We start from the raw sequence: 17,108 nt of genomic DNA on the forward strand, positions 1-17,108 counted from the left end.
CGTCCCCTCCTGGGCGCGTCACTGCACCCCTCGCCAGCCTACGGCTGACCGCACGCCACGGCTAGGGACGATTCATGCGCCGCCCCGCCGAGCCCTACAGGCCGAGGAGACCGGCGACCTCATCGAGACCACTCACCCGGACCGTGCGCTCGCCGAGGTCCGCGCCGTCATGACCGCTGCGGCGGGTGCCGGGACGGTCGAGCCAGATCCCCGTGAGCCCTGCGCGAGCCGCTCCCCCGCGTCAATGTCGGGCTCGTCGCCCACGTAGGCCACGGCATCGGCCGGCAGCGACAGCCGCGCGCACCCCTCGAGGAAGACGCGCGGGTCGGGCTTGCCGACGCCGAAGGTGTCGACCCCCACGAACATCGTGACGCGCTCCAGCCCGCAGGCGGCGAGCCGAGCTCCTGATAGGCGAGGTTGGCGTTCGAGACCGAGCCGTACGGGATGCCTGCGGCGTCGAGCGCGTCGAGCATCGGCGCCGCGTCGGGGAACGGCTTCCAACCCTCCCGGAAGTGGCGCTCGAAGCCCGCGTCCCACACGTCGTAGGCGGCGTCGTCCAACGCGGGGCCACCGAACGTCGCGTGGAGGTCCTGTGCACGGCGCTTGCGCTGCTCACGGTGCGTCATCTCGCCGCGGGTGTGCGCCCTGTACCAACCGTCGCGGTCGTCGCGCCAGTGCGCCAGCACCGCCTCGGGGTCGGCGCCGGCGTCAAGATACTCGTCCGCGACCCTCAGGAGCGCATGGCGGAAGGCTCCCCTGGTGTCGACGAGGGTGTCGTCGACGTCCAGGAGCACACCGCGGATGGCGGGCCGGTCACCCCGGCCCACCCCGGCATCGGCCGTCTGTGCCTGTGACGCCGTCACAGGGTGGCGCGAAGGCGACGCAGGCGCTCGAGCGAGTGCTCGCGGCCCAGGATCTCCATCGACTCGAACAGCGGCGGCGAAATCTGCCGCCCGGTCACGGCGACGCGCAGCGGGCCGTAGGCGAAGCGCGGCTTGATGCCCATCTCGTCCACCAGCCTTCGCCTGGAGAGCCTCCTGCTGGGGCTCGGCGCCGAAGTCCTCCAGGCCCTCCAGCACGCCGATGGCGGCGTCGAGAATCTCGGCGGCGTTCTCGGGGAGCCTTCGCGAGCGCCTTCTCGTCGAACTCGTAGCCGTGGTCGTCCTCGAACAGGAAGCCCAGCATCGCGGGCGCCTCACCAAGGAGGTTCATGCGGGTCTGGACGAGCGGCGCGGCCTCGGCGAGGACCTGCTCCTCGTGCGGGGTGAGGTCCTGCGGGTCGGCGCTGGAGAGGTGACCCGACTCGTGCAGATACGGCACCATGCGGGCGACGAACTCGCCGACCGGCAACATGCGCAGGTGGTCGGCGTTGATCGCCTCCGCCTTCTTCAGATCAAAGCGCGACGAGTTGGGGTTGACGTCGCGGATGTCGAACGCCGCCACCATCTCCTCGGGCGTGAACACGTCGCGGTCGGGGCCAATGGACCATCCCAGCAGCGCCAGGTAGTTCAGCAGGCCCTCGCGGATGAAGCCACGCTCGCGGTGCAGGAACAGGTTGGACTCGGGGGCACGCTTGGACAGCTTCTTGTTGCCCTCGCCGGTGACCATCGGCATGTGGCCGAACTCGGGCACCAGGCTCGGCGATCCCGAGGTCCACCATGTAGCGGTACAGCGCGATCTGGCGGGGGTCGAAGACAGAAGGTCCTCGCCGCGCAGCACGTGGGTGATGCGCATCAGCGCGTCGTCCACCGGGTTCACCAGCGTGTAGAGCGGGACGCCGTTGCCGCGAACGATGACGAAGTCGGGAACGGTGCCGGCACGGAACGTGATCTCGCCACGAATGAGGTCCGTGAACGTGATGTCCTCGTCGGGCATGCGCACACGGATCACGGGCTGGCGACCCTCGGCGCGGAACGCGGCCTTCTGCTCGTCGCTGAGGTCACGGTCGAAGCCGTCGTAGCCCAGGCAGGGTCACGCCCCGCGGCCTTGTGACGTGCCTCGATCTCCTCGGGGGTGGAGAACGACTCGTAGGCGTAGCCGGCCTCCAGCAGGCGCGCGGCGACGTCCATGTGGAGGTCGTGGCGCTGCGACTGACGGTAGGGCTCGTAGGGGCCGCCGACGCCGGGGCCCTCGTCGTAGTCGATGCCCAGCCAGTTCAGGGCGTCGAGGAGCCTGCTCGTAGGACTCCTCGGAGTCACGCTCGGCGTCGGTGTCCTCGATGCGGAAGATGATCTTGCCGCCCATGTGGCGCGCGTATGCCCAGTTGAACAGGGCGGTGCGGATGAGGCCCACGTGCGGCGTTCCGGTCGGGGACGGGCAGAAGCGGACGCGGACCTCGGGGGCCGATGCGGTGGTGTCGCTCACGGTGAAAGGTTCTCCTGGTGGTGCGTTGGCCGCGGTCGCGGCCCGGTGGGGTGAAAAGGCTGAGGCGGCGCCGCCTAGCGGCGGATCGCGGGGTTGCGCAGGGTGCCGAGTCCCTCGATCTCCACCTCGACGATGTCGCCGTGCTGGAGGGTGGTGACGCCTGCGGGAGTGCCGGTGAGAATCAAGTCGCCCGGCAGCAAGGTGGTGACCTCGGAGGCGATGGCGACGGCTTCGTGAATGCCGTTGATCATGTCCTTGAGGTTGCCGTCCTGGACGAGCGTGCCGTTGACGGAGCCGGTGATGCGGCCGTCTTCGGTGTCGAGTTCGGTCTCGATCCACGGGCCGATGGGCAGCGACGTGTCGAACGCCTTGCCGCGGAACCATTGGCCTTCGAGGCGCTGCACGTCGCGAGCGGTCACGTCATTGGCGCAGGTGTAGCCGTAGATGTACTGCTCGGCGTGCTCGGGCAGCACGTCCTTGCACATGCGGCCGATGACGATCGCGAGTTCGGCCTCCATCTGGACATCCTGGCTGTAGGCGGGCAGCACGATGGGGTCGTCGGGGCCCACCACCGCGGTGTTGGGCTTGAGGAACACGATGGGATAGTCACCGACCGGGCCGGTGATGTCCTTCATCTCCTCCGCGTGTGCCGCGTAGTTCTTGCCCAGGCACACGGCCTTGGAGCGAGGAATGACGGGTGCGAGGAGCCGGACGTTGTCGGTGAGCCTTGATGCGCTCTCCCGTGACGTTGCCGGGGGTGTACATGGGGTCGCCGGTGAGGACCACCAGGCTCCTCCTCACCCGGGGCGCCGTCCACGATCGCGTAGCGGGGCTCGTCTCCAGTGGTGAATCGGGCAATACGCATGGTCTCCAGCGTAGTGCCCGCGCCCCACCTGTCGCGGCGGGCCGCCCGCCCCTACGATGAGGAGGCATGGCCCCCACCACGGTCGACGAGCCTGATCAGCCAGGGCGATGCACGTCTCGACGCGCTCCTCGTGCACGCCGATGCAGGCCGTGACCGCATCCTTGGCGACGCCTACCTCGGGCGCCGCACGGCCGACGTCCTGACCCACCTTCATGCTTGGCACCTCCTCTTCTTTGACTGGATGGACGCGGAGTTTGCGCGCGAAGAGCCGGACTTCCCAGCCCCCGGCTATACCTGGCGTGATCTCACCGCCCTGAACGATGCGCTGTACATGGCGCACCGGCACTGGACATACCCGCAGGCACGCGACCTGCTGATCGAGTCGCACGCGAGAATGTGCGCCCTGTTGCGCCGGCTCGACGACGACCGTCTCTTCGATACGGAAGCGCGACCGTGGCTGGGGCGCGAGTCGCTCGCCGAGGTGGCGCACGAGTGCCTGGGCAATCACTACGCCTGGGGCGAGGTGGTCCTGGCGAAGGCCGAGGCCGAGTGAGCGCGGACCCCGCGGCGAGGCACTCCCCCACTTCCGGCACGGCGGCCTCGAGGATCGATGGGCTGGACCTCGCCCGCGGCCTCGCGGTGCTGGGCATGGTGGGCGCACACGTGGGCGATCAGGATGCGTGGCCATGGCTCGCGGTGACGCACGGGTTTCCCTCGGCGCTGTTCGCGGTGCTTGCAGGGGTGTCGATGACGCTCATGATGACGAGCCGCGGCCGGGTGAGGGTGGCCGATGTTACCCCCGACCACGCGCGGCGCACGCGGATCCGCATCGCGGTGCGGGGAGCCATGCTGGTGGTGATGGGGCTCGCTCTCGCGCTGCTCGGCACCCCGGTGGTCGTGATCCTGGTCAACCTGGGAGTGATGTTCTGGCTCACCCTCCCGGTGCTGCGCGTCAGGACCGCATGGCTCCTCGCACTTGCGAGCCTGTGTCTGGGACTCGGCGGCTATCTGGCGGCGCAGTTGGCGGAGGCCATCCCCCGGACAGCGTCTGGGGTCCGTCGTATCCGGGCATCCCGATCATCGGCGCCCTGTGGGGTCCGTATTACCCGGCGTTCGCGTGGATGGGGTACGTCCTCGCGGGCGTGTGCATCGGGCGCCTCGCGCTGAGCGCCGACGCGACCTCGCTGTACCTTGTGGGCCTTGCGGCGTGCGGCTTCGCGCTGTCGCGGCTGGCGGTCATGGGAGCGCAGGCCGCTGGGGTGGACGCGTGGTCGTGGTGGATCGACCTCACGGATCACAGTTATTCGCCGCCCGAGATGCTGGGCAACGTGAGCGTGGCCGCAGGCATCATCGGCGCCTCGTTGTGGGTCGCGCGACGAGCCCGCTCGGTTGTGTGGCCGATCCTCGCGGTCGGGTCGATGGCCCTGACGGCCTACGTGGGCCACCTCATCGTGATTGCCGCTGTGGCCACGGAGATCGTGTGGGAGCCCACCAACGCCGCGCTCGTGGCGCTGTGGGCGGGCATCGTCCTCTTCTGCTCGTTGTGGCGGTGGCGGCTGGGGGCCGGGCCGCTTGAACGATGGCTCACCGCGTGGTCCACCAAGGCGGCCGATGCGCGGGTCCCCGCATCGGTGCGCTGACCCCCACCATGACGCTAGGCCGCGACCCGCGCTAACGGCTCGTACACCCGCAAAGCGTGTCGGTCTCGCTGTTCCCGGATGCGCTCATTGAGCGTCGACGCGACGTCCGCCATCCCAGCCAGGATGCAGAAGGCTCCGGACGCCTGGACATAGAGCGGCAACTGATGCGAAGCCGTGGAGAGAGCGACGGTGCCGAACACCGTGGCAAAGAACGCAGTGGCGTACAGCGAGGACTCGCGCAGTCGGCGCCTCCGTGGTGCGTGATGGACGCGCAGGCCCCGAGCCGTCGAGGAGAAGGCGAGGGCCAAGAAGCCGATGCCCATCGCCATATTTACCGGGACGGTCAAGAGAGCGACGTGTGCGTAGACCGCCACGAGTGCGAGCACTCCTGCACTCCATGCCGCGCCCACCCGCCACCGCACGTGCACGTTTCCGCGCGAACGCCACAAGAATCTGACTGCTCGCCCTGAGGCGAAAACAGTGCCTGCAAAAAGCACGAAAGAGACGACGGCGGGAAGCCCAATCTCGGGCGCGAGGACGAGCAGCATCCCGACGCCAACGAGCGCGAGTGCACGGACACATGGCGCCTCGCGCACGATGCGGCCGTAGTCAAGGTTCTTCACCGCTCGCCATGCGGCGCGAGCCGCAAGCCGCGTGGTGTTTCGAGTCTCGTCGCGGCTTCGATACAGCGCCAGCATCACCGCCTCGACGCTCCCGAATTCACCCCGGGGGATGTCACTCAGCAGGACCGCACCTCCTGAACCCAGGGCGTCGAAGAACCCCGCCGTGAACGCCCGTCGATCTGCGGGTGCTGCGCTTTCGATGAATTCCGCCACTCCAGCATTGACAATGGCGGCACCCTCGGAGACGTCGTCCGCCTCCACGAAGGCGTCACCGTCGATCTGCCACGTCATCGGATGGTGTGCCATGATTCCGCGGGAGTCACTGACCACCACGGTGCGATGCGCCTCCTTGCGAGCAAAGAGCATGCCGACCACGGTGAACTCGGGAACGAAGGAGTGAATCCGACCCGACAGGCGCGCAAGACTCTCGTCGTCGCCCACCTCGGGACTCAGGCCGGGGCCGTCGTTGTCGTACACCGCGATCACGACCTCGAGAAGGGGAGCCGGCACACTCATCGCAGCGAAGATCGCGAGGTTTCCGCCTTTCGAATGACCTCCCACTCGCACCGCGCGTCGCTGTGATGCCAGGTGGTCTCTGAGGTAGCCGGCCGCCCGACGCTGAGCATCGACAGCCGTGAAACTTATCGTGAAGTTCTCGCGCCAGCCAAGGATCGAGTTGTCCGTCCCGCGGAACGCGAGATAGTCGCTGCCATCGTCGAGGGACACGGTGACGGCGGCGAACTGCATCCCGGTCGCCGGGTCGAGTTCGTCCACACACCTCGACAGGCGCGCGTTGGCGTACCGCGCCGACGCCGCAAGGTCGGCAAGGAGCGACGAGTCGACGACCGTGAGCCGACGAGCCGATGCACGCTCACCGGACCTCGCGAGCGCCGCGGTCATCGCCGCGCCCGCCTCACGCACCGTGACACCTTCTGGCTGGGACCCGATGGCAGGCACGAGGCCCGCGAGGTCGACGTATGCAAGCGCGGACAGGACAAGGTTGTCGACGTCGTTGAAGGGGCGCTCCGCAAACGTGAGGTCACCTCGCCAGCGCACGTAGTCCTGAAGATTGGCCATGAGCGTGCTCGCTACGTCACCAGGCCCGACTCATACGCGAAGACGACGAGTTGGGCCCTGTCACGCGCCGACACCTTCATCATCGCGCGGTTGACGTGGGTCTTCGCCGTCGCCGGAGAGATGAAGAGCCGCAGCCCGATCTCGTCGTTCGAGAGCCCCTCGGCGACCATCACCATCACCTCGCGCTCACGGTCCGTGAGGTGTTCCATTCCGGGGATCGAGCGGCGAGCGCGAGTCGAAGGGCCAGCCACACGGGCGATCAGCGCGCGAGTTGCGGTCGGCGAGAGCAGGCTCGTCGCCTGCGGCCACGGTACGAATGGCGCGGATGAGGTCTGCCGGTTCCGCGTCCTTGCCGAGGAAGCCACTGGCGCCAGCGCGCAGTGCCTCGACGACGTACTCGTCGGTCTCGAAGGTCGTGAGGACCAGGATTCGGGAGCCTTCGATCTGTCGGTCGCCCACAATGCGCGCCGTGGCTTCGATTCCGTCCATCTCGGGCATGCGGATGTCCATGACGATCACGTCAGGTGCCGTCAGTCGAGCCTGGGCGATGGCCTCGCGCCCATCTCCCGCCTGGCCCACGACCTCAATACCGTCACTGGCGTCGAGGAGCAGGCTTGAAGGTCGATCGCAGCAGCGCCTGATCGTCGACGAGGAGAACGCGAATCGGGTCACTCATGGGGATCACCCTGCCAGTCGCGCGTCGGCGCCTCGGAGTCATGCACCGCCATCACGGGCAGGGTTGCGCGCACGCGAAAGCCACCGCCGGGTTGCGGACCGACGAGGACGACGCCGCCCGCCGCGCGTACTCGCTCACGCATGCCGACGAGACCATGGCCAGAGGGTTCCCGCGTGGGAGCAGTTGCCCCCGGGCCATTCTCGATCGAGATCACCACCTGGTCGTGGTCCCACTGGAATGTCACCCGCACTCGAGCCCCCGGGGCGTGCTTGGCGGCGTTCGTCAGTGCCTCCTGGACGACGCGGTATGCAGCGGTATCCACCTGGGACGACAGCGCGCGCGGCTCACCCACCACATCAAGGACGACATCAACGCGCGCATCGGCGAAGCGCGCGACGAGCGCCTCCACCCCCGTGAGCGAGGGCGCAGGCCCACGGGGCGACTCGCTACTCGCACCCTCGTCCCTCAGGAGATCGAGGGTCGAGCGCAGATCACGCAGACCTTCCTTGATGCGATCCGAAATCGATCGGAGAGCCACATGCGCCGCGACCGGGTCCTTGTCCATGAGGTACTCGGCCACGGACGCCTGTGCCTTCACCAGCGTCAGGCTGTGCGCGAGCCCGTCATGGATCTCGCGCGCAATCAGCAAGCGCTCGGCGACGACAGCATCGGCCGTCTCACGGGCCTGTCGGCGTAGCGCCTCGTCGCGACGTTCCCGCACCGCGACGACGATGCCCGCCACCACCACGGTGAGCAAGATCAGCACCGCAGTGAGTGCAGCGCCGACAAGGTGCTCGGCACCGCCGACCACCGCGGCCATCACACCGAGCCACACCGCGGCGGCAATGCCCGCCGCCGACGCCAGCACGCGGCTCGACCGCATCGCGAGAATCCACTGCGCCGCCATGCTCGCCAGGGGAACCGGCTGGAATGCCGCGAGCGCTTCGGGCGTCGACAGTGCCGAATCCTGCAACTGCATGGACGCGAGAACCGCAGTCTCCACCCCGGCAACGATGACAAATGCGGCCAGCGGATGGCGCGACGCAAAAAGGAGCGGCAACCACGCGAGCACCGTCCCGATCAAGACCACGATCGGGGGGATCGCCAATTGCGACGACCGGGTCCACGCGACGGCGAGCATGACCAGCAGGACCACGAGGAGGCCTGCAAGTCCAGCCCCCGTGTAGGGCCGCGGCGTCATGCGCCCGACGTCGTCACGGAGCCGAAGACGCGCGCGGCGCCAGGTCGTGCGCACTATCGACGGATTCACCTGCAGCGTCCTCTCAACGTTCGCGCCCACGCCCGGCGGCCAAGCCGCCTGCCAGCGAAGGGCTGTGTCTGCACGCTACCTGGGCGGTGCATGCTCCGACATCACTCGAATGCTGTACACCGCATACCGCGCATGCGGTAGCGCGATCGCGCCACTTGCACGACGACCAACGGTCAACCGATCACCACGATGAAGACGTCACATTTCACCTCCCTGAAAGAGCCCCCATGTCTATTTTTCTTTCCAGGCTCGGCCGCTTCAGCGGCCGTCATCGTGCTGTGGTGATCACGCTGTGGCTGGCAATCTTCGCCGGCCTCATTGGCGTGCTCGCCGCCGGCGGCAACAGTGAACACGCGGAAGACGCCATCCCCGATTCTCAGGCGACCCTCGCATTGCAGAGGATGAATGAGAAGTTCCCCGGCTCCGAGCAGACCGACGCTCAGACCCTTCATCTGGTCTTCCACCCCAGCGAGGGCTTCGTCACGGACGACGCCGCCAAGTACCAGATCGATGCGGTGCTCGCCGAGGCGGCTGAGTTGCCTGGTGTCGCGTCCGTCGCAAATCCGTTCGATCCCGAGGCGCCCTACGTGTCCGTCAGCGCACGGACCGCTGTCTCGACGCTGACGTACAGCGAGGCTCGACGACGCAGGCTCAGGAGGCGTCCTACGAGGCCGCACTGGAGCCTTCAGCAGAATGCGCCCGCGGCGCTGGGGGTCGAGCCTGGTGGCAACCTCGTGCCGCTTGGTGCGCCCGAGCAGGGCATCGGCGAGGCGCTGGGCGTCCTCATCGCATTCATCGTTCTCATTTTCACCTACGGCTCGCTGCGCGCTGCCGGGGCCAACCTTGGGGTCGCGGTGTTCGGCGTCGGCGTTGGCGTCATCGGCGTCCTCGCCTTCAACGCGATCTCTCCGATTAGCGAGAACTCCATCATCTTGGCCGCGATGCTCGGGCTCGCCGTCGGCATCGACTACAGCCTCTTCATCATGTCGAGATTCCAGCATGAGTTGCGCGGCGGCCGGTCGGTCGACGAGGCGATTGGCCGTGCTATCGGCACAGCAGGAACCGCCGTGGTGTTCGCCGGCTTGACGGTGATCGTCGCGCTAGGCGCGCTGACCCTCGTGGGGATCAACTTCATCGCTCACATGGGTCTCGCGGCGGCGTTTGCGGTCCTTGTCGCCGTGTTGCTGGCGCTGACGTTAGTCCCGGTGTTCCTCAAGACCTTTGGGTTGAAGATGCTGTCGAAGAAGCACCGCAAGGCGCTCGAATCCGGCGTGGTGTGGCACGAAGGCGACGGCTCTCACGACACTTTCTTGCGGAAGTGGGCCCGCTTCGTGGTGAAGCGTCCGGTGATGTCGCTCATCGCTGGCGCTGGGGTGCTCGTCGTGGTGGGCATCCCCGTGCTCAGCATGAAGACCGCCTTCAACGTCCCCGGCGGTGCGGACCCGGAGTCCACCGAGCGTGCCGCGTACACGGCGATCTTGGAAGACTTTGGCGGAGTCCAGAGCCCGCTCATCGTGCTGATGGAGGGGGAGGACGTCGAGGACCAGACCACCACCGTGACCACACAGGTAGGCAATCTTCCGGGCGTCCAGTCGGTCTCTCCAGCCCAGATCAGTGACGACGGTCAGATGGCCCGCATCACGGTTATCCCGACCGGCGGCCCCATCGACGATGAAACCAAGGAGATCGTCCACATCGTGAGAAACGAGGCCCGCGCCGTGCCTGGCGTACACCTCGAAGTCACGGGCGAGACTGCCATCGGAATCGATCAGGACGCAGCGCTCAACGCCGCGCTGATCAAGTACGTCATCGTGATCGTCGTCATCTCGCTCGCACTTCTGGTGCTGCTGTTCCGATCGATCCTGATCCCCGTGATCGCCACCGCGGGCTACCTCGTGTCCGTGATCGCGTCATTCGGCGCGAGCACGGCAGTGTTCCAGTGGGGCTGGGACTTCCCCCTCATCACAGCCGCTCAGGGCGACCCGATGATGACCCTGCTACCCATCCTCCTGGTCGGCGTGCTCTTCGGCCTGGCGATGGACTACCAGGTGTTCCTGGTCTCACGCATCCAGGAGATGCACTCCAAGGGCCTGAGCCCCAAAGACGCGATCGTCGAGGGCTTCGGCCGGGCCGCGCCGGTGCTTGTCGCCGCCGCGACCATCATGACTGTCGTGTTCGCAGGGTTCGCCTCGAGCTCCTTCGCCATCGCGGCGTCCATCGCCTTCGGACTCATGGTGGGCGTGGTCGCGGACGCCTTCATCGTGCGTCTCGTCCTGATGCCCGCCGCAATGTCTCTGCTCGGCAAGGCTGCGTGGTGGATGCCGAGGTGGCTCGACAAGGTGCTCCCCACCGTCGACACGGAGGGGCATGCGCTGGATGCGCATGAGGCATCGGTGCCAACAAGCGTCGATTTTCGCGACGGGGCGCTGACGAGGAGCCGACCTCACAGCACGCCAAGGGCCGCCGAGCGCGAAAGCGCTCGGCGGCCCTTGGCGTGGAGCAACTAGTGGGCAGCAAGCCTGCGGATAGACCGCCTCGAGCGGGGCCGACAGCCCGGCCTTGAGCCTGGACGGAGTTCTCATCCGCGAGCACCTCGTAGCCGCCCGCCTCGAGGGTGTCGAAGACCTGAGCGACGAGATCGGCCGGGTCGAGCCTGGGACCCTCCGCGTTGGCGGCCATCGCGGTGTCGACGTAGCCGACGTGGACTCCGACGACCTGAACTCCAGCAGGGTGGAGTTCGATCCGGAGCGAGTTCGTGGCGGACCACAGGGCTGCCTTGGTAGCCGAGTAGATTCCCGCCACCGCCCACCACGACAACGCCGAGTGGATGTCGATGATGGCAGTGTCGCCTCCCTTGGCGGAGAGGTTCGGAGCGAAGGCTCGAGCAAGGAACAACGGACCGAGGAAGTTGGTCTCCACGTTGGCGCGGATCTCCTCGTCGCTGTGAGTGAGGATCGCAAAGCCTGGACGGTGAGGTCCCCGCGTTGTTGATCAGGACGGTGACGTCCGATGCCTGTTCGACGGCCGCCCGGATCGAGACGGGGTCGGTGACGTCGAGGGCAAGCGGGACGACGCGCTCGTCGTCCCACGAGCGGGGGTTGCGAGCGGTGGCGTAGACCTTGGCTGCGCCGCGGGCGAGGGCTTCGCGGACAAAGTGGCCGCCGATGCCGCCGTTCGCGCCGGTGACGAGGACGACTGCGCCGTTCAGGGTTGTCATGAGAGAGGTCTCCTTGCAGTGAGGGGTATGAGTCGGGGTGCGTACGGACAGGAGCGAGCGCCAGAAACGCCCGCGCTCGCCTCAGGACCGGTTCAGGCGCCGGAGAGCGTCGGGTAGTCGGTGTAGCCGCTTGCTCCACCGGAGTAGAGCGTGGCCGGGTCGAGCTCGTTGAGCGGCGCGTCGGCGCGAAGTCGCTCAACGATGTCGGGGTTCGCGAGCGCGAACCTGCCCAGCGGGGCGATGTCGGCCAGGCCCTTGTCGATGTCCGCGGCGATGCCGTCACGGTCGCGGCCGTAGCGGACCACGAGAAGCGCCGTGGGCCACGCCTCACGCAACGAGGCAAGCAGTTCGTCGTCACCAAGGTGGTGCACGTGCAGATACGCCAGACCGAGCCGTGCGAGCCTCTCCCACGAGGTACCGGTACTGGGCGCGTACCGCCTCGTTATCGCCCTCGTCGAGCCCGCCGAGCGGGAACGCCGGCGAGATGCGGATGCCCGTGCGGTCGGCACCGATCTCGTCCGCGACCGCCTCGGCGACCTCGATGACGAACCGCGCACGATTCTCGACCGAGCCGCCGTACTCGTCGGTGCGCTGGTTAGCGTTCGGAGCGAGGAACTGGTGCAGCAGGTACCCGTTGGCGGCGTGGATCTCCACCCCGTCCGCACCAGCCGCGATCGCGGAGGCGGCCGCGTGGCAGAACTCGCTGATCACGTCCTGGATGTCGGTCGCGGAGAGGCTCGCGTGGCACCGGCGTCTTCTGCACACCCGTGGCAGTGAACATGTCCTGCGCGGCAGAGATCGCCGACGGCGCCACGGGCCGACGGTGGTGAGGCGTGTTGTCCGGGTGTGACATCCTCCCCACGTGCATCGCCTGGATGAACAGGTAGCCGTCTCGCTCGTGCACCGCGTCAGCGACCTTGGCCCAGCCTGCGACGTGCTCGGGGGTGTAGATACCGGGAGTGGTCAGATACCCCTGGCCGTCCTCTGACGGCTGAGTGCCTTCCGAAATGACCAACCCGAGCCCAGCCCGCTGAGCGTAGTACTCCGCCGCAAGGCTCACCTGGCGTGCCGTCGGCGCGCGCGCGACTGCGGGTCATCGGCGCCAGCGCGAGACGATGCGGAAGTTCCATGCGCCCGACGGTGAAGGGGCGCCATACGACGCTGAGTGATGTCATCAGTAGTTGTCCTTTGATCCGTACTCTTCTGGGGTCACCCCTGTTCGGCTCTTTGCCGCCGATCCAGCGCATGGGAGAATGAGTCGACCCTCATCCGAGCCCACACAACAGTGACTAAACTCAAAACTGAGGGTAGTCACTGTTTATTCCGGGAGGATGTTCATGACCGCCAGTGCTGAGCCGCTCGGGCGACGCGAGCGCAATAAGCAACTCAAACGCGAGCGCATCACGGCGGCCGCGAGCGCGCTCTTCGCCGAGCACGGCGTCGACGATGTGACGACGCAGCAGATTGCGGATGCTGCCGACGTCGGCACCGGCACCCTCTTCTTGTACGCCAAGTCCAAAGCAGAACTTCTTCTGCTCGTGCAGAACACTCACTACGCGACAGCATTGGCACGAGGCGAAGCAGCCTCCACAGGTCAGCCGACGACACTCGACGCCGTGACAGCCCTGCTCACACCGGTCGTCGAGTGCAACCGCACGCACGTGGAAAACGGACGGACCTACCTTCGCGAGATGGCCTTCGGCGACCCCAGAGAGCCCCACCACGCCGAGGCATTGGAGATCGCCGGAAGAACCGAAGCCGCCGTCGCCCAGGTTCTCGATGCACACCTCGGTGCGGAGCCTGCCTTCGGCAGCGACGCTCGCGAGGGTGATCTCGGCAATCATGTTCGTCACCATGGCGTCGAGCGAGCACGCGGGCAGTAGTGCGCCAGAGGTCGTCGAAGCCATCCGCGAGCAGGTCGCAGCGATGCTTCCAAGCGAGGCTCATCCCCGGCGCTGACACGCGCGGCGGGAGCGGCTCACACCCCTCGCACAGGGTTCAGCCCTGTGCGCGAGCGCCCATCACCACCGTTTTTCCCCGCACGCCACTTGCGGACAACGACTCGAGAGCCTGCGCCGCCCGCTCGAAGGGAACGGCTGCTCCCACGACCGGGCGGATCGCGCCGGAGTCCACGAGCGTCGCGATCTCACGAAGCCGATCGCCGGACGCACGCATCAGCAGGAACTCGTACGACACACCTCGGGCTTTGGCCAGGGCACGCACCCGCCGGCTCAGCACGCGCGTAGCCAGGCGCACCACAGGATTCAAACCCGCGGCCTTGGCAAAGGCAGGCGTCGGTGGCCCTGAGATGCCCACGACGGTCCCACCGGGCTTCACGACACGCACAGACGCCATGAGGTTCTCGCCACCGAGCGGATCGAGCACAAAGTCGTAATCCGAGAGCCTCCGCCTCGAAGTCCTGTGTGCGGTAATCGATCACGACTTCGGCGCCAAGACTGCGCACAAAGTCCGCGCTCTTACCCGACACCGTGGTCGCCACATGCGCCCCCAGGTGCACCGCCAACTGGATGGCGATCGATCCCACGCCACCCGCACCGGCGTGAATGAGCACCCGTTGACCCGGCTGCACCCGTCCCTTCTCGACCAGCGCCTGCCACGCAGTCAGCGCCACCAGGGGAAGAGATGCCGACTCCACGGTCGTCACGGACCGGGGGGCGTGGGCCACATCCGCCTCGTCCACGGCTATGCGCTCGGCCAAGGTGCCGATACGAAAATCGCGCGGACGCGAGAATACGCGATCGCCCACCTGAAACCGAGTCACCCCCGCGCCGGCGCGGATCACCGTGCCCGCGAGATCATGACCGAGTGTGACCGGCAGGCTGTACGGCAAGATCGCCTTGAACTCCCCTTCGCGGAGGCGCTCATCGAGGTGATTGAGGCCGGCGGCGCCCACCTCAATCACGACGTCGCGATCGCCCACCGTGGGCTCGGGTACGTCGGCCTCACGGACAGCGGCGCCGTAACGGTCAAACGTCCATGCACGCATCTCGGTTAGCCCATCCTCTTGGTTGTCGCCAGGCCTTGTCGGATCAACGATGGCGTGAGCGCGGAGATCGCGAGCGGCGAGCGGACACCGACCTCGCGACACGTCCACAAACTGTACTTGACTCATTTTTGACTGTAGTCATTTATTTTGTCAAGTGCATACACACATCGAGCCTCAGCGCGGCCGATGCGCGGGTCCCCGCGCGCTCAGGAACCGTCGCGTAGATCCTCGAGGGTGCGCTCGGCGTACACGACGTGGTCAAAGACCGCGGTGCACGCGTCCCCCATCGGCGCCTGCGACAAGAACCCCACCTGCCACGGCGCGGAGCCTGGACGGCAGCCGGAACACGCGCACAAAGTCCCAGCGCTCGCCGTCCAGCGAGAAGTGGAAGGCCACCGCGTCGCCGACGCGCGCCAGCCGCAGGAACACGCTGGCGTCCGTCACGATCGGACCGTTGGAGTCGTCGGAGTAGGCGTCGGTGACCACGCTGACCACCATCGCGTCGCCCTGCGGCGAGTACTCGAAGCACAGTTTCGCCCAGTGGTCACGGTCCGCCCACAGCACCAGCGCACCTGCATCGAAGGTGGTCCGCGGACCTGCCACCGTGACGCGCGCCTGGAGGACAAAGTCGCCCTCAGGCGCCGCAAAGGCGAGCGCGGAGGCGGCGTGCTGCTGAGGCCCGCCGCCCGCATCGTTGGTCCAATCGACGCCGGTGGCGGCCACCAGGGTCAAAGCGGCGTGGTCGTCGTCGACCCGGGCTACGGCTTCATCGCCGGTCCACTGAAGGGCAGGCAACCCTGCCATGGCGTGCGTCATGCCCGCACCCTACCGTCGGCGCGGGCTGGGACAATAGGCCCTATGCCCACCCTCGCCGCCGCCGTGCTGAGCCCCGCCGCATGGCGCGCCCAGGCATCGGCCCACGAGGAGCGGGCCGATGCGCTGACCGCCGGCCGTCGCGAACGGGCCGCGCGTGGCGAGCGCCACGCGATCGAGGACTTCCTGTTTGAGTACTACGGGCTGAAGCCCGCGCAGGTGCGCCGTTGGCACCCTGGCATCGGGGTGGGCTTGCAGGCGGCCGATGCCCACGCCGCCTACCGCTGGTACGTCACCTCACCCGACGGCGTCACGAGCCTTGGACTCCGACGGCTTCCTCGCCGAACGCGGCGAGGCCGTGACGCACATCCGTCGCCTGCTTGTGGCGACCGCGGGGCGCAAACCGCTCCTGGGCTGTTTTGGGATGCACGAGTGGGCGATGGTCTACCGCGCGGCGGAGGACCGGCGCCATCCGCTCCCGCTGAGGCTCGGCCAGGGCGGCACCGATGCCGCCGTCGAGGCCAATCCCCTGGTCTGCACCCATATTGATGCCTACCGGTTCTTCACTCCTGAGGCGCTGCCGCGTAACGCCCACGCGCTCACGCGCGAGAGGCAGGTCGCGATGGATCAGCCGGGCTGCCTGCACGCGACCATGGACCTGTACAAGTGGGCGTTCGCCTGGGGCCGGTCGTCCCTGGCGACGTCCTGCTCGACTGCTTCGAGTTGGCGCGCGACGTGCGCTACGTCGACATGCAGGCCTCGCCGTATGACGTGTCCTCCTACGGGCTGTCCCCCATCGCGGTCGAGACGCCGGAGGGCAAGAGCGAGTACGCGTCACGCCAGCGTGAGTTCACGCACAGGGCCGCACCGTTGCGCGAGCGCTTGATCGTCCTGTGCGATGCGGTGCTCGCCCTTCGCGAGACCGCCTAGGGAACGAGTCGCGCCGCGACGGCCTGGGCGGCGGCCGCGCGATCGGCCGCCGTGCCGCCGAGGTCGGAGTCCGGCTTCGAGGCGATCAGCACTGCCATCACGGCCATGCGCATGCTGAGGCGCTCCTCGAGCGTGGCGTCGGGCGTGAGCGCCGCGTCCCACAACTGCTGCTTCATGTGGTGGACAAGGCTCGGTAGTGCGGCCCATGTTGGCGAGCGCGACCTCGTTCTGCTGGACGCACTGAAGAACGCCGCCGCCGGCGCCGCGCGTGATGTCCCCGAGGCGGCGGATCATCTCGATGCGGCGCTCGTGGGTGGGCGCCTCCTCTCGCATCCACGCCACGAGGTCGTCCACGTCGTGCGCGACGCTGGCGAGGAGACCATCGAGGATCTCCTCCTTGGACTTGAAGTGGTAGTACAGGGCGGCCTTCGTGACCCCCAGGTCCTCGGCAATCTCGCGCAGCGAGGTCTGGTCGTAGCCGTTGGCGGTGAAGCGCTCGAGAGCGACCTCTTGGATGCGCTCGCGCGTGTCTCCACGCCTGCGCGTCGCGGCCTCGGCCATCACGGATGCCTCCTTCGTGCCCTGGTGGCACTCTCACGAAAAAGTCGATGAACTTACTTGACGCC

The 17,108-nt window shown here is 67.6% G+C and carries 17 protein-coding genes and 6 pseudogenes; 7 read left to right on the forward strand and 16 right to left on the reverse strand.

Annotated elements, in window-relative coordinates:
- Positions 1 to 167: 167 nt before the first annotated feature.
- The 7 genes and pseudogenes from QQK48_RS02735 to QQK48_RS18850 form a co-directional block, all read right to left on the reverse strand.
- A complete protein-coding gene (locus QQK48_RS02735) occupies positions 168 to 863 on the reverse strand; it encodes an HAD family hydrolase (RefSeq protein WP_284327402.1) in 696 nt (231 codons plus the stop codon).
- Positions 860 to 961: a hypothetical protein gene (locus QQK48_RS21075; RefSeq protein WP_431308276.1), complete on the reverse strand. Its 102-nt coding sequence runs from the start codon at positions 959 to 961 to the stop codon at positions 860 to 862. The genes QQK48_RS02735 and QQK48_RS21075 overlap by 4 nt, the downstream gene beginning before the upstream one ends.
- Positions 958 to 1,965 carry a glutamate--tRNA ligase gene (locus QQK48_RS02740; RefSeq protein WP_431308392.1) on the reverse strand — a complete coding sequence of 336 codons (1,008 nt, stop codon included), beginning with the start codon at positions 1,963 to 1,965 and terminating at the stop codon, positions 958 to 960. Before QQK48_RS02740 ends, QQK48_RS21075 begins: the two co-directional genes overlap by 4 nt.
- Positions 1,887 to 2,198, reverse strand: a complete 312-nt coding sequence (locus QQK48_RS21080; protein ID WP_431308277.1) for a glutamate--tRNA ligase family protein — start codon at positions 2,196 to 2,198, stop codon at positions 1,887 to 1,889. Before QQK48_RS21080 ends, QQK48_RS02740 begins: the two co-directional genes overlap by 79 nt.
- Before the next feature lie 34 nt (positions 2,199 to 2,232).
- Positions 2,233 to 2,364 (reverse strand): annotated as a pseudogene (locus QQK48_RS21085) (glutamate--tRNA ligase family protein); the annotation flags it as partial.
- A 74-nt stretch (positions 2,365 to 2,438) separates the two neighbouring features.
- Positions 2,439 to 2,999, reverse strand: a complete 561-nt coding sequence (locus QQK48_RS02745; RefSeq protein ID WP_348523738.1) for a fumarylacetoacetate hydrolase family protein — start codon at positions 2,997 to 2,999, stop codon at positions 2,439 to 2,441.
- Positions 2,971 to 3,150 carry a hypothetical protein gene (locus QQK48_RS18850; RefSeq protein ID WP_348523816.1) on the reverse strand — a complete coding sequence of 60 codons (180 nt, stop codon included), beginning with the start codon at positions 3,148 to 3,150 and terminating at the stop codon, positions 2,971 to 2,973. The genes QQK48_RS02745 and QQK48_RS18850 overlap by 29 nt, the downstream gene beginning before the upstream one ends.
- A 77-nt stretch (positions 3,151 to 3,227) precedes the next feature.
- Between QQK48_RS18850 and QQK48_RS02750 the strand changes: the two genes are divergently transcribed.
- The 3 genes from QQK48_RS02750 to QQK48_RS02760 are packed head-to-tail and all read left to right on the forward strand — an operon-like array spanning position 3,228 to position 4,869.
- Positions 3,228 to 3,782, forward strand: a complete 555-nt coding sequence (locus tag QQK48_RS02750) for a ClbS/DfsB family four-helix bundle protein (RefSeq protein WP_284327403.1) — start codon at positions 3,228 to 3,230, stop codon at positions 3,780 to 3,782.
- Positions 3,779 to 4,396, forward strand: coding sequence for a heparan-alpha-glucosaminide N-acetyltransferase domain-containing protein (locus QQK48_RS02755; RefSeq protein ID WP_284327404.1), 618 nt, complete (start codon positions 3,779 to 3,781; stop codon positions 4,394 to 4,396). The genes QQK48_RS02750 and QQK48_RS02755 overlap by 4 nt, the downstream gene beginning before the upstream one ends.
- Positions 4,351 to 4,869: a DUF418 domain-containing protein gene (locus QQK48_RS02760; protein WP_284327405.1), complete on the forward strand. Its 519-nt coding sequence runs from the start codon at positions 4,351 to 4,353 to the stop codon at positions 4,867 to 4,869. The genes QQK48_RS02755 and QQK48_RS02760 overlap by 46 nt, the downstream gene beginning before the upstream one ends.
- A gap of 14 nt (positions 4,870 to 4,883) precedes the next feature.
- Here QQK48_RS02760 and QQK48_RS02765 read toward each other — a convergent pair whose 3' ends face one another.
- The 3 genes and pseudogenes from QQK48_RS02765 to QQK48_RS02775 form a co-directional block, all read right to left on the reverse strand.
- The gene (locus QQK48_RS02765) at positions 4,884 to 6,569 is read right to left on the reverse strand and encodes an Mbeg1-like protein (protein WP_284327406.1); all 1,686 of its coding nucleotides are present in this window, start codon (positions 6,567 to 6,569) and stop codon (positions 4,884 to 4,886) included.
- 11 nt (positions 6,570 to 6,580) lie between these two features.
- A pseudogene (locus tag QQK48_RS02770) lies at positions 6,581 to 7,245 on the reverse strand (response regulator).
- Positions 7,238 to 8,446, reverse strand: coding sequence for a sensor histidine kinase (locus QQK48_RS02775; RefSeq protein WP_284327407.1), 1,209 nt, complete (start codon positions 8,444 to 8,446; stop codon positions 7,238 to 7,240). Before QQK48_RS02775 ends, QQK48_RS02770 begins: the two are co-directional and overlap by 8 nt.
- A 296-nt stretch (positions 8,447 to 8,742) precedes the next feature.
- On the opposite strand from QQK48_RS02775, the gene QQK48_RS02780 reads away from it, so the two are divergent.
- Entirely contained in the window at positions 8,743 to 11,022 is a 2,280-nt protein-coding gene (locus QQK48_RS02780) for an MMPL family transporter (RefSeq protein ID WP_284327408.1), read from the forward strand.
- A gap of 12 nt (positions 11,023 to 11,034) precedes the next feature.
- On the opposite strand, the pseudogene QQK48_RS02785 reads toward QQK48_RS02780, so the two are convergent.
- Positions 11,035 to 11,732: pseudogene (locus QQK48_RS02785) on the reverse strand (SDR family oxidoreductase); the annotation flags it as partial.
- A gap of 92 nt (positions 11,733 to 11,824) precedes the next feature.
- A pseudogene (locus tag QQK48_RS02790) lies at positions 11,825 to 12,907 on the reverse strand (alkene reductase).
- A gap of 156 nt (positions 12,908 to 13,063) precedes the next feature.
- On the opposite strand from QQK48_RS02790, the gene QQK48_RS02795 reads away from it, so the two are divergent.
- The gene (locus tag QQK48_RS02795; protein ID WP_284327409.1) at positions 13,064 to 13,615 is read left to right on the forward strand and encodes a TetR/AcrR family transcriptional regulator; all 552 of its coding nucleotides are present in this window, start codon (positions 13,064 to 13,066) and stop codon (positions 13,613 to 13,615) included.
- A 115-nt stretch (positions 13,616 to 13,730) separates the two neighbouring features.
- On the opposite strand, the gene QQK48_RS18855 is transcribed toward QQK48_RS02795, so the two are convergent.
- A complete protein-coding gene (locus QQK48_RS18855; protein WP_348523408.1) occupies positions 13,731 to 14,117 on the reverse strand; it encodes a zinc-binding dehydrogenase in 387 nt (128 codons plus the stop codon).
- Between the two features lie 76 nt (positions 14,118 to 14,193).
- A pseudogene (locus QQK48_RS18860) lies at positions 14,194 to 14,646 on the reverse strand (NADP-dependent oxidoreductase); the annotation flags it as partial.
- Here QQK48_RS18860 and QQK48_RS18865 point away from each other — a divergent pair.
- A complete protein-coding gene (locus QQK48_RS18865) occupies positions 14,551 to 14,748 on the forward strand; it encodes a hypothetical protein (RefSeq protein ID WP_348523817.1) in 198 nt (65 codons plus the stop codon). The pseudogene QQK48_RS18860 and the gene QQK48_RS18865 overlap by 96 nt on opposite strands.
- A gap of 249 nt (positions 14,749 to 14,997) precedes the next feature.
- On the opposite strand, the gene QQK48_RS02805 is transcribed toward QQK48_RS18865, so the two are convergent.
- Positions 14,998 to 15,555, reverse strand: coding sequence for a DUF1349 domain-containing protein (locus QQK48_RS02805; protein ID WP_284327410.1), 558 nt, complete (start codon positions 15,553 to 15,555; stop codon positions 14,998 to 15,000).
- 42 nt (positions 15,556 to 15,597) lie between these two features.
- Here QQK48_RS02805 and QQK48_RS02810 point away from each other — a divergent pair.
- Positions 15,598 to 16,482: pseudogene (locus tag QQK48_RS02810) on the forward strand (3-methyladenine DNA glycosylase).
- On the opposite strand, the gene QQK48_RS02815 reads toward QQK48_RS02810, so the two are convergent.
- A complete protein-coding gene (locus QQK48_RS02815) occupies positions 16,387 to 17,043 on the reverse strand; it encodes a TetR/AcrR family transcriptional regulator (protein WP_284329283.1) in 657 nt (218 codons plus the stop codon). The pseudogene QQK48_RS02810 and the gene QQK48_RS02815 overlap by 96 nt on opposite strands.
- Positions 17,044 to 17,108 lie beyond the last annotated feature (65 nt).

This window comes from Demequina litorisediminis (genome assembly GCF_030161615.1).
Lineage (GTDB): Bacteria > Actinomycetota > Actinomycetes > Actinomycetales > Demequinaceae > Demequina > Demequina litorisediminis.

Coding starts and splice junctions, on each gene's coding strand:
- QQK48_RS02745 (WP_348523738.1), bottom strand. CDS start 2,999: ATGAAGGACATCACCGGCCCGGTCGGTGACTATCCCATCGTGTTCCTC.
- QQK48_RS02750 (WP_284327403.1), top strand. CDS start 3,228: ATGGTCTCCAGCGTAGTGCCCGCGCCCCACCTGTCGCGGCGGGCCGCC.
- QQK48_RS02760 (WP_284327405.1), top strand. CDS start 4,351: ATGGGGTACGTCCTCGCGGGCGTGTGCATCGGGCGCCTCGCGCTGAGC.
- QQK48_RS02765 (WP_284327406.1), bottom strand. CDS start 6,569: ATGGCCAATCTTCAGGACTACGTGCGCTGGCGAGGTGACCTCACGTTT.
- QQK48_RS02775 (WP_284327407.1), bottom strand. CDS start 8,446: ATGACGCCGCGGCCCTACACGGGGGCTGGACTTGCAGGCCTCCTCGTG.
- QQK48_RS02780 (WP_284327408.1), top strand. CDS start 8,743: ATGTCTATTTTTCTTTCCAGGCTCGGCCGCTTCAGCGGCCGTCATCGT.
- QQK48_RS02795 (WP_284327409.1), top strand. CDS start 13,064: ATGTTCATGACCGCCAGTGCTGAGCCGCTCGGGCGACGCGAGCGCAAT.
- QQK48_RS18865 (WP_348523817.1), top strand. CDS start 14,551: ATGACCGAGTGTGACCGGCAGGCTGTACGGCAAGATCGCCTTGAACTC.
- QQK48_RS02805 (WP_284327410.1), bottom strand. CDS start 15,555: ATGACGCACGCCATGGCAGGGTTGCCTGCCCTTCAGTGGACCGGCGAT.
- QQK48_RS02815 (WP_284329283.1), bottom strand. CDS start 17,043: ATGGCCGAGGCCGCGACGCGCAGGCGTGGAGACACGCGCGAGCGCATC.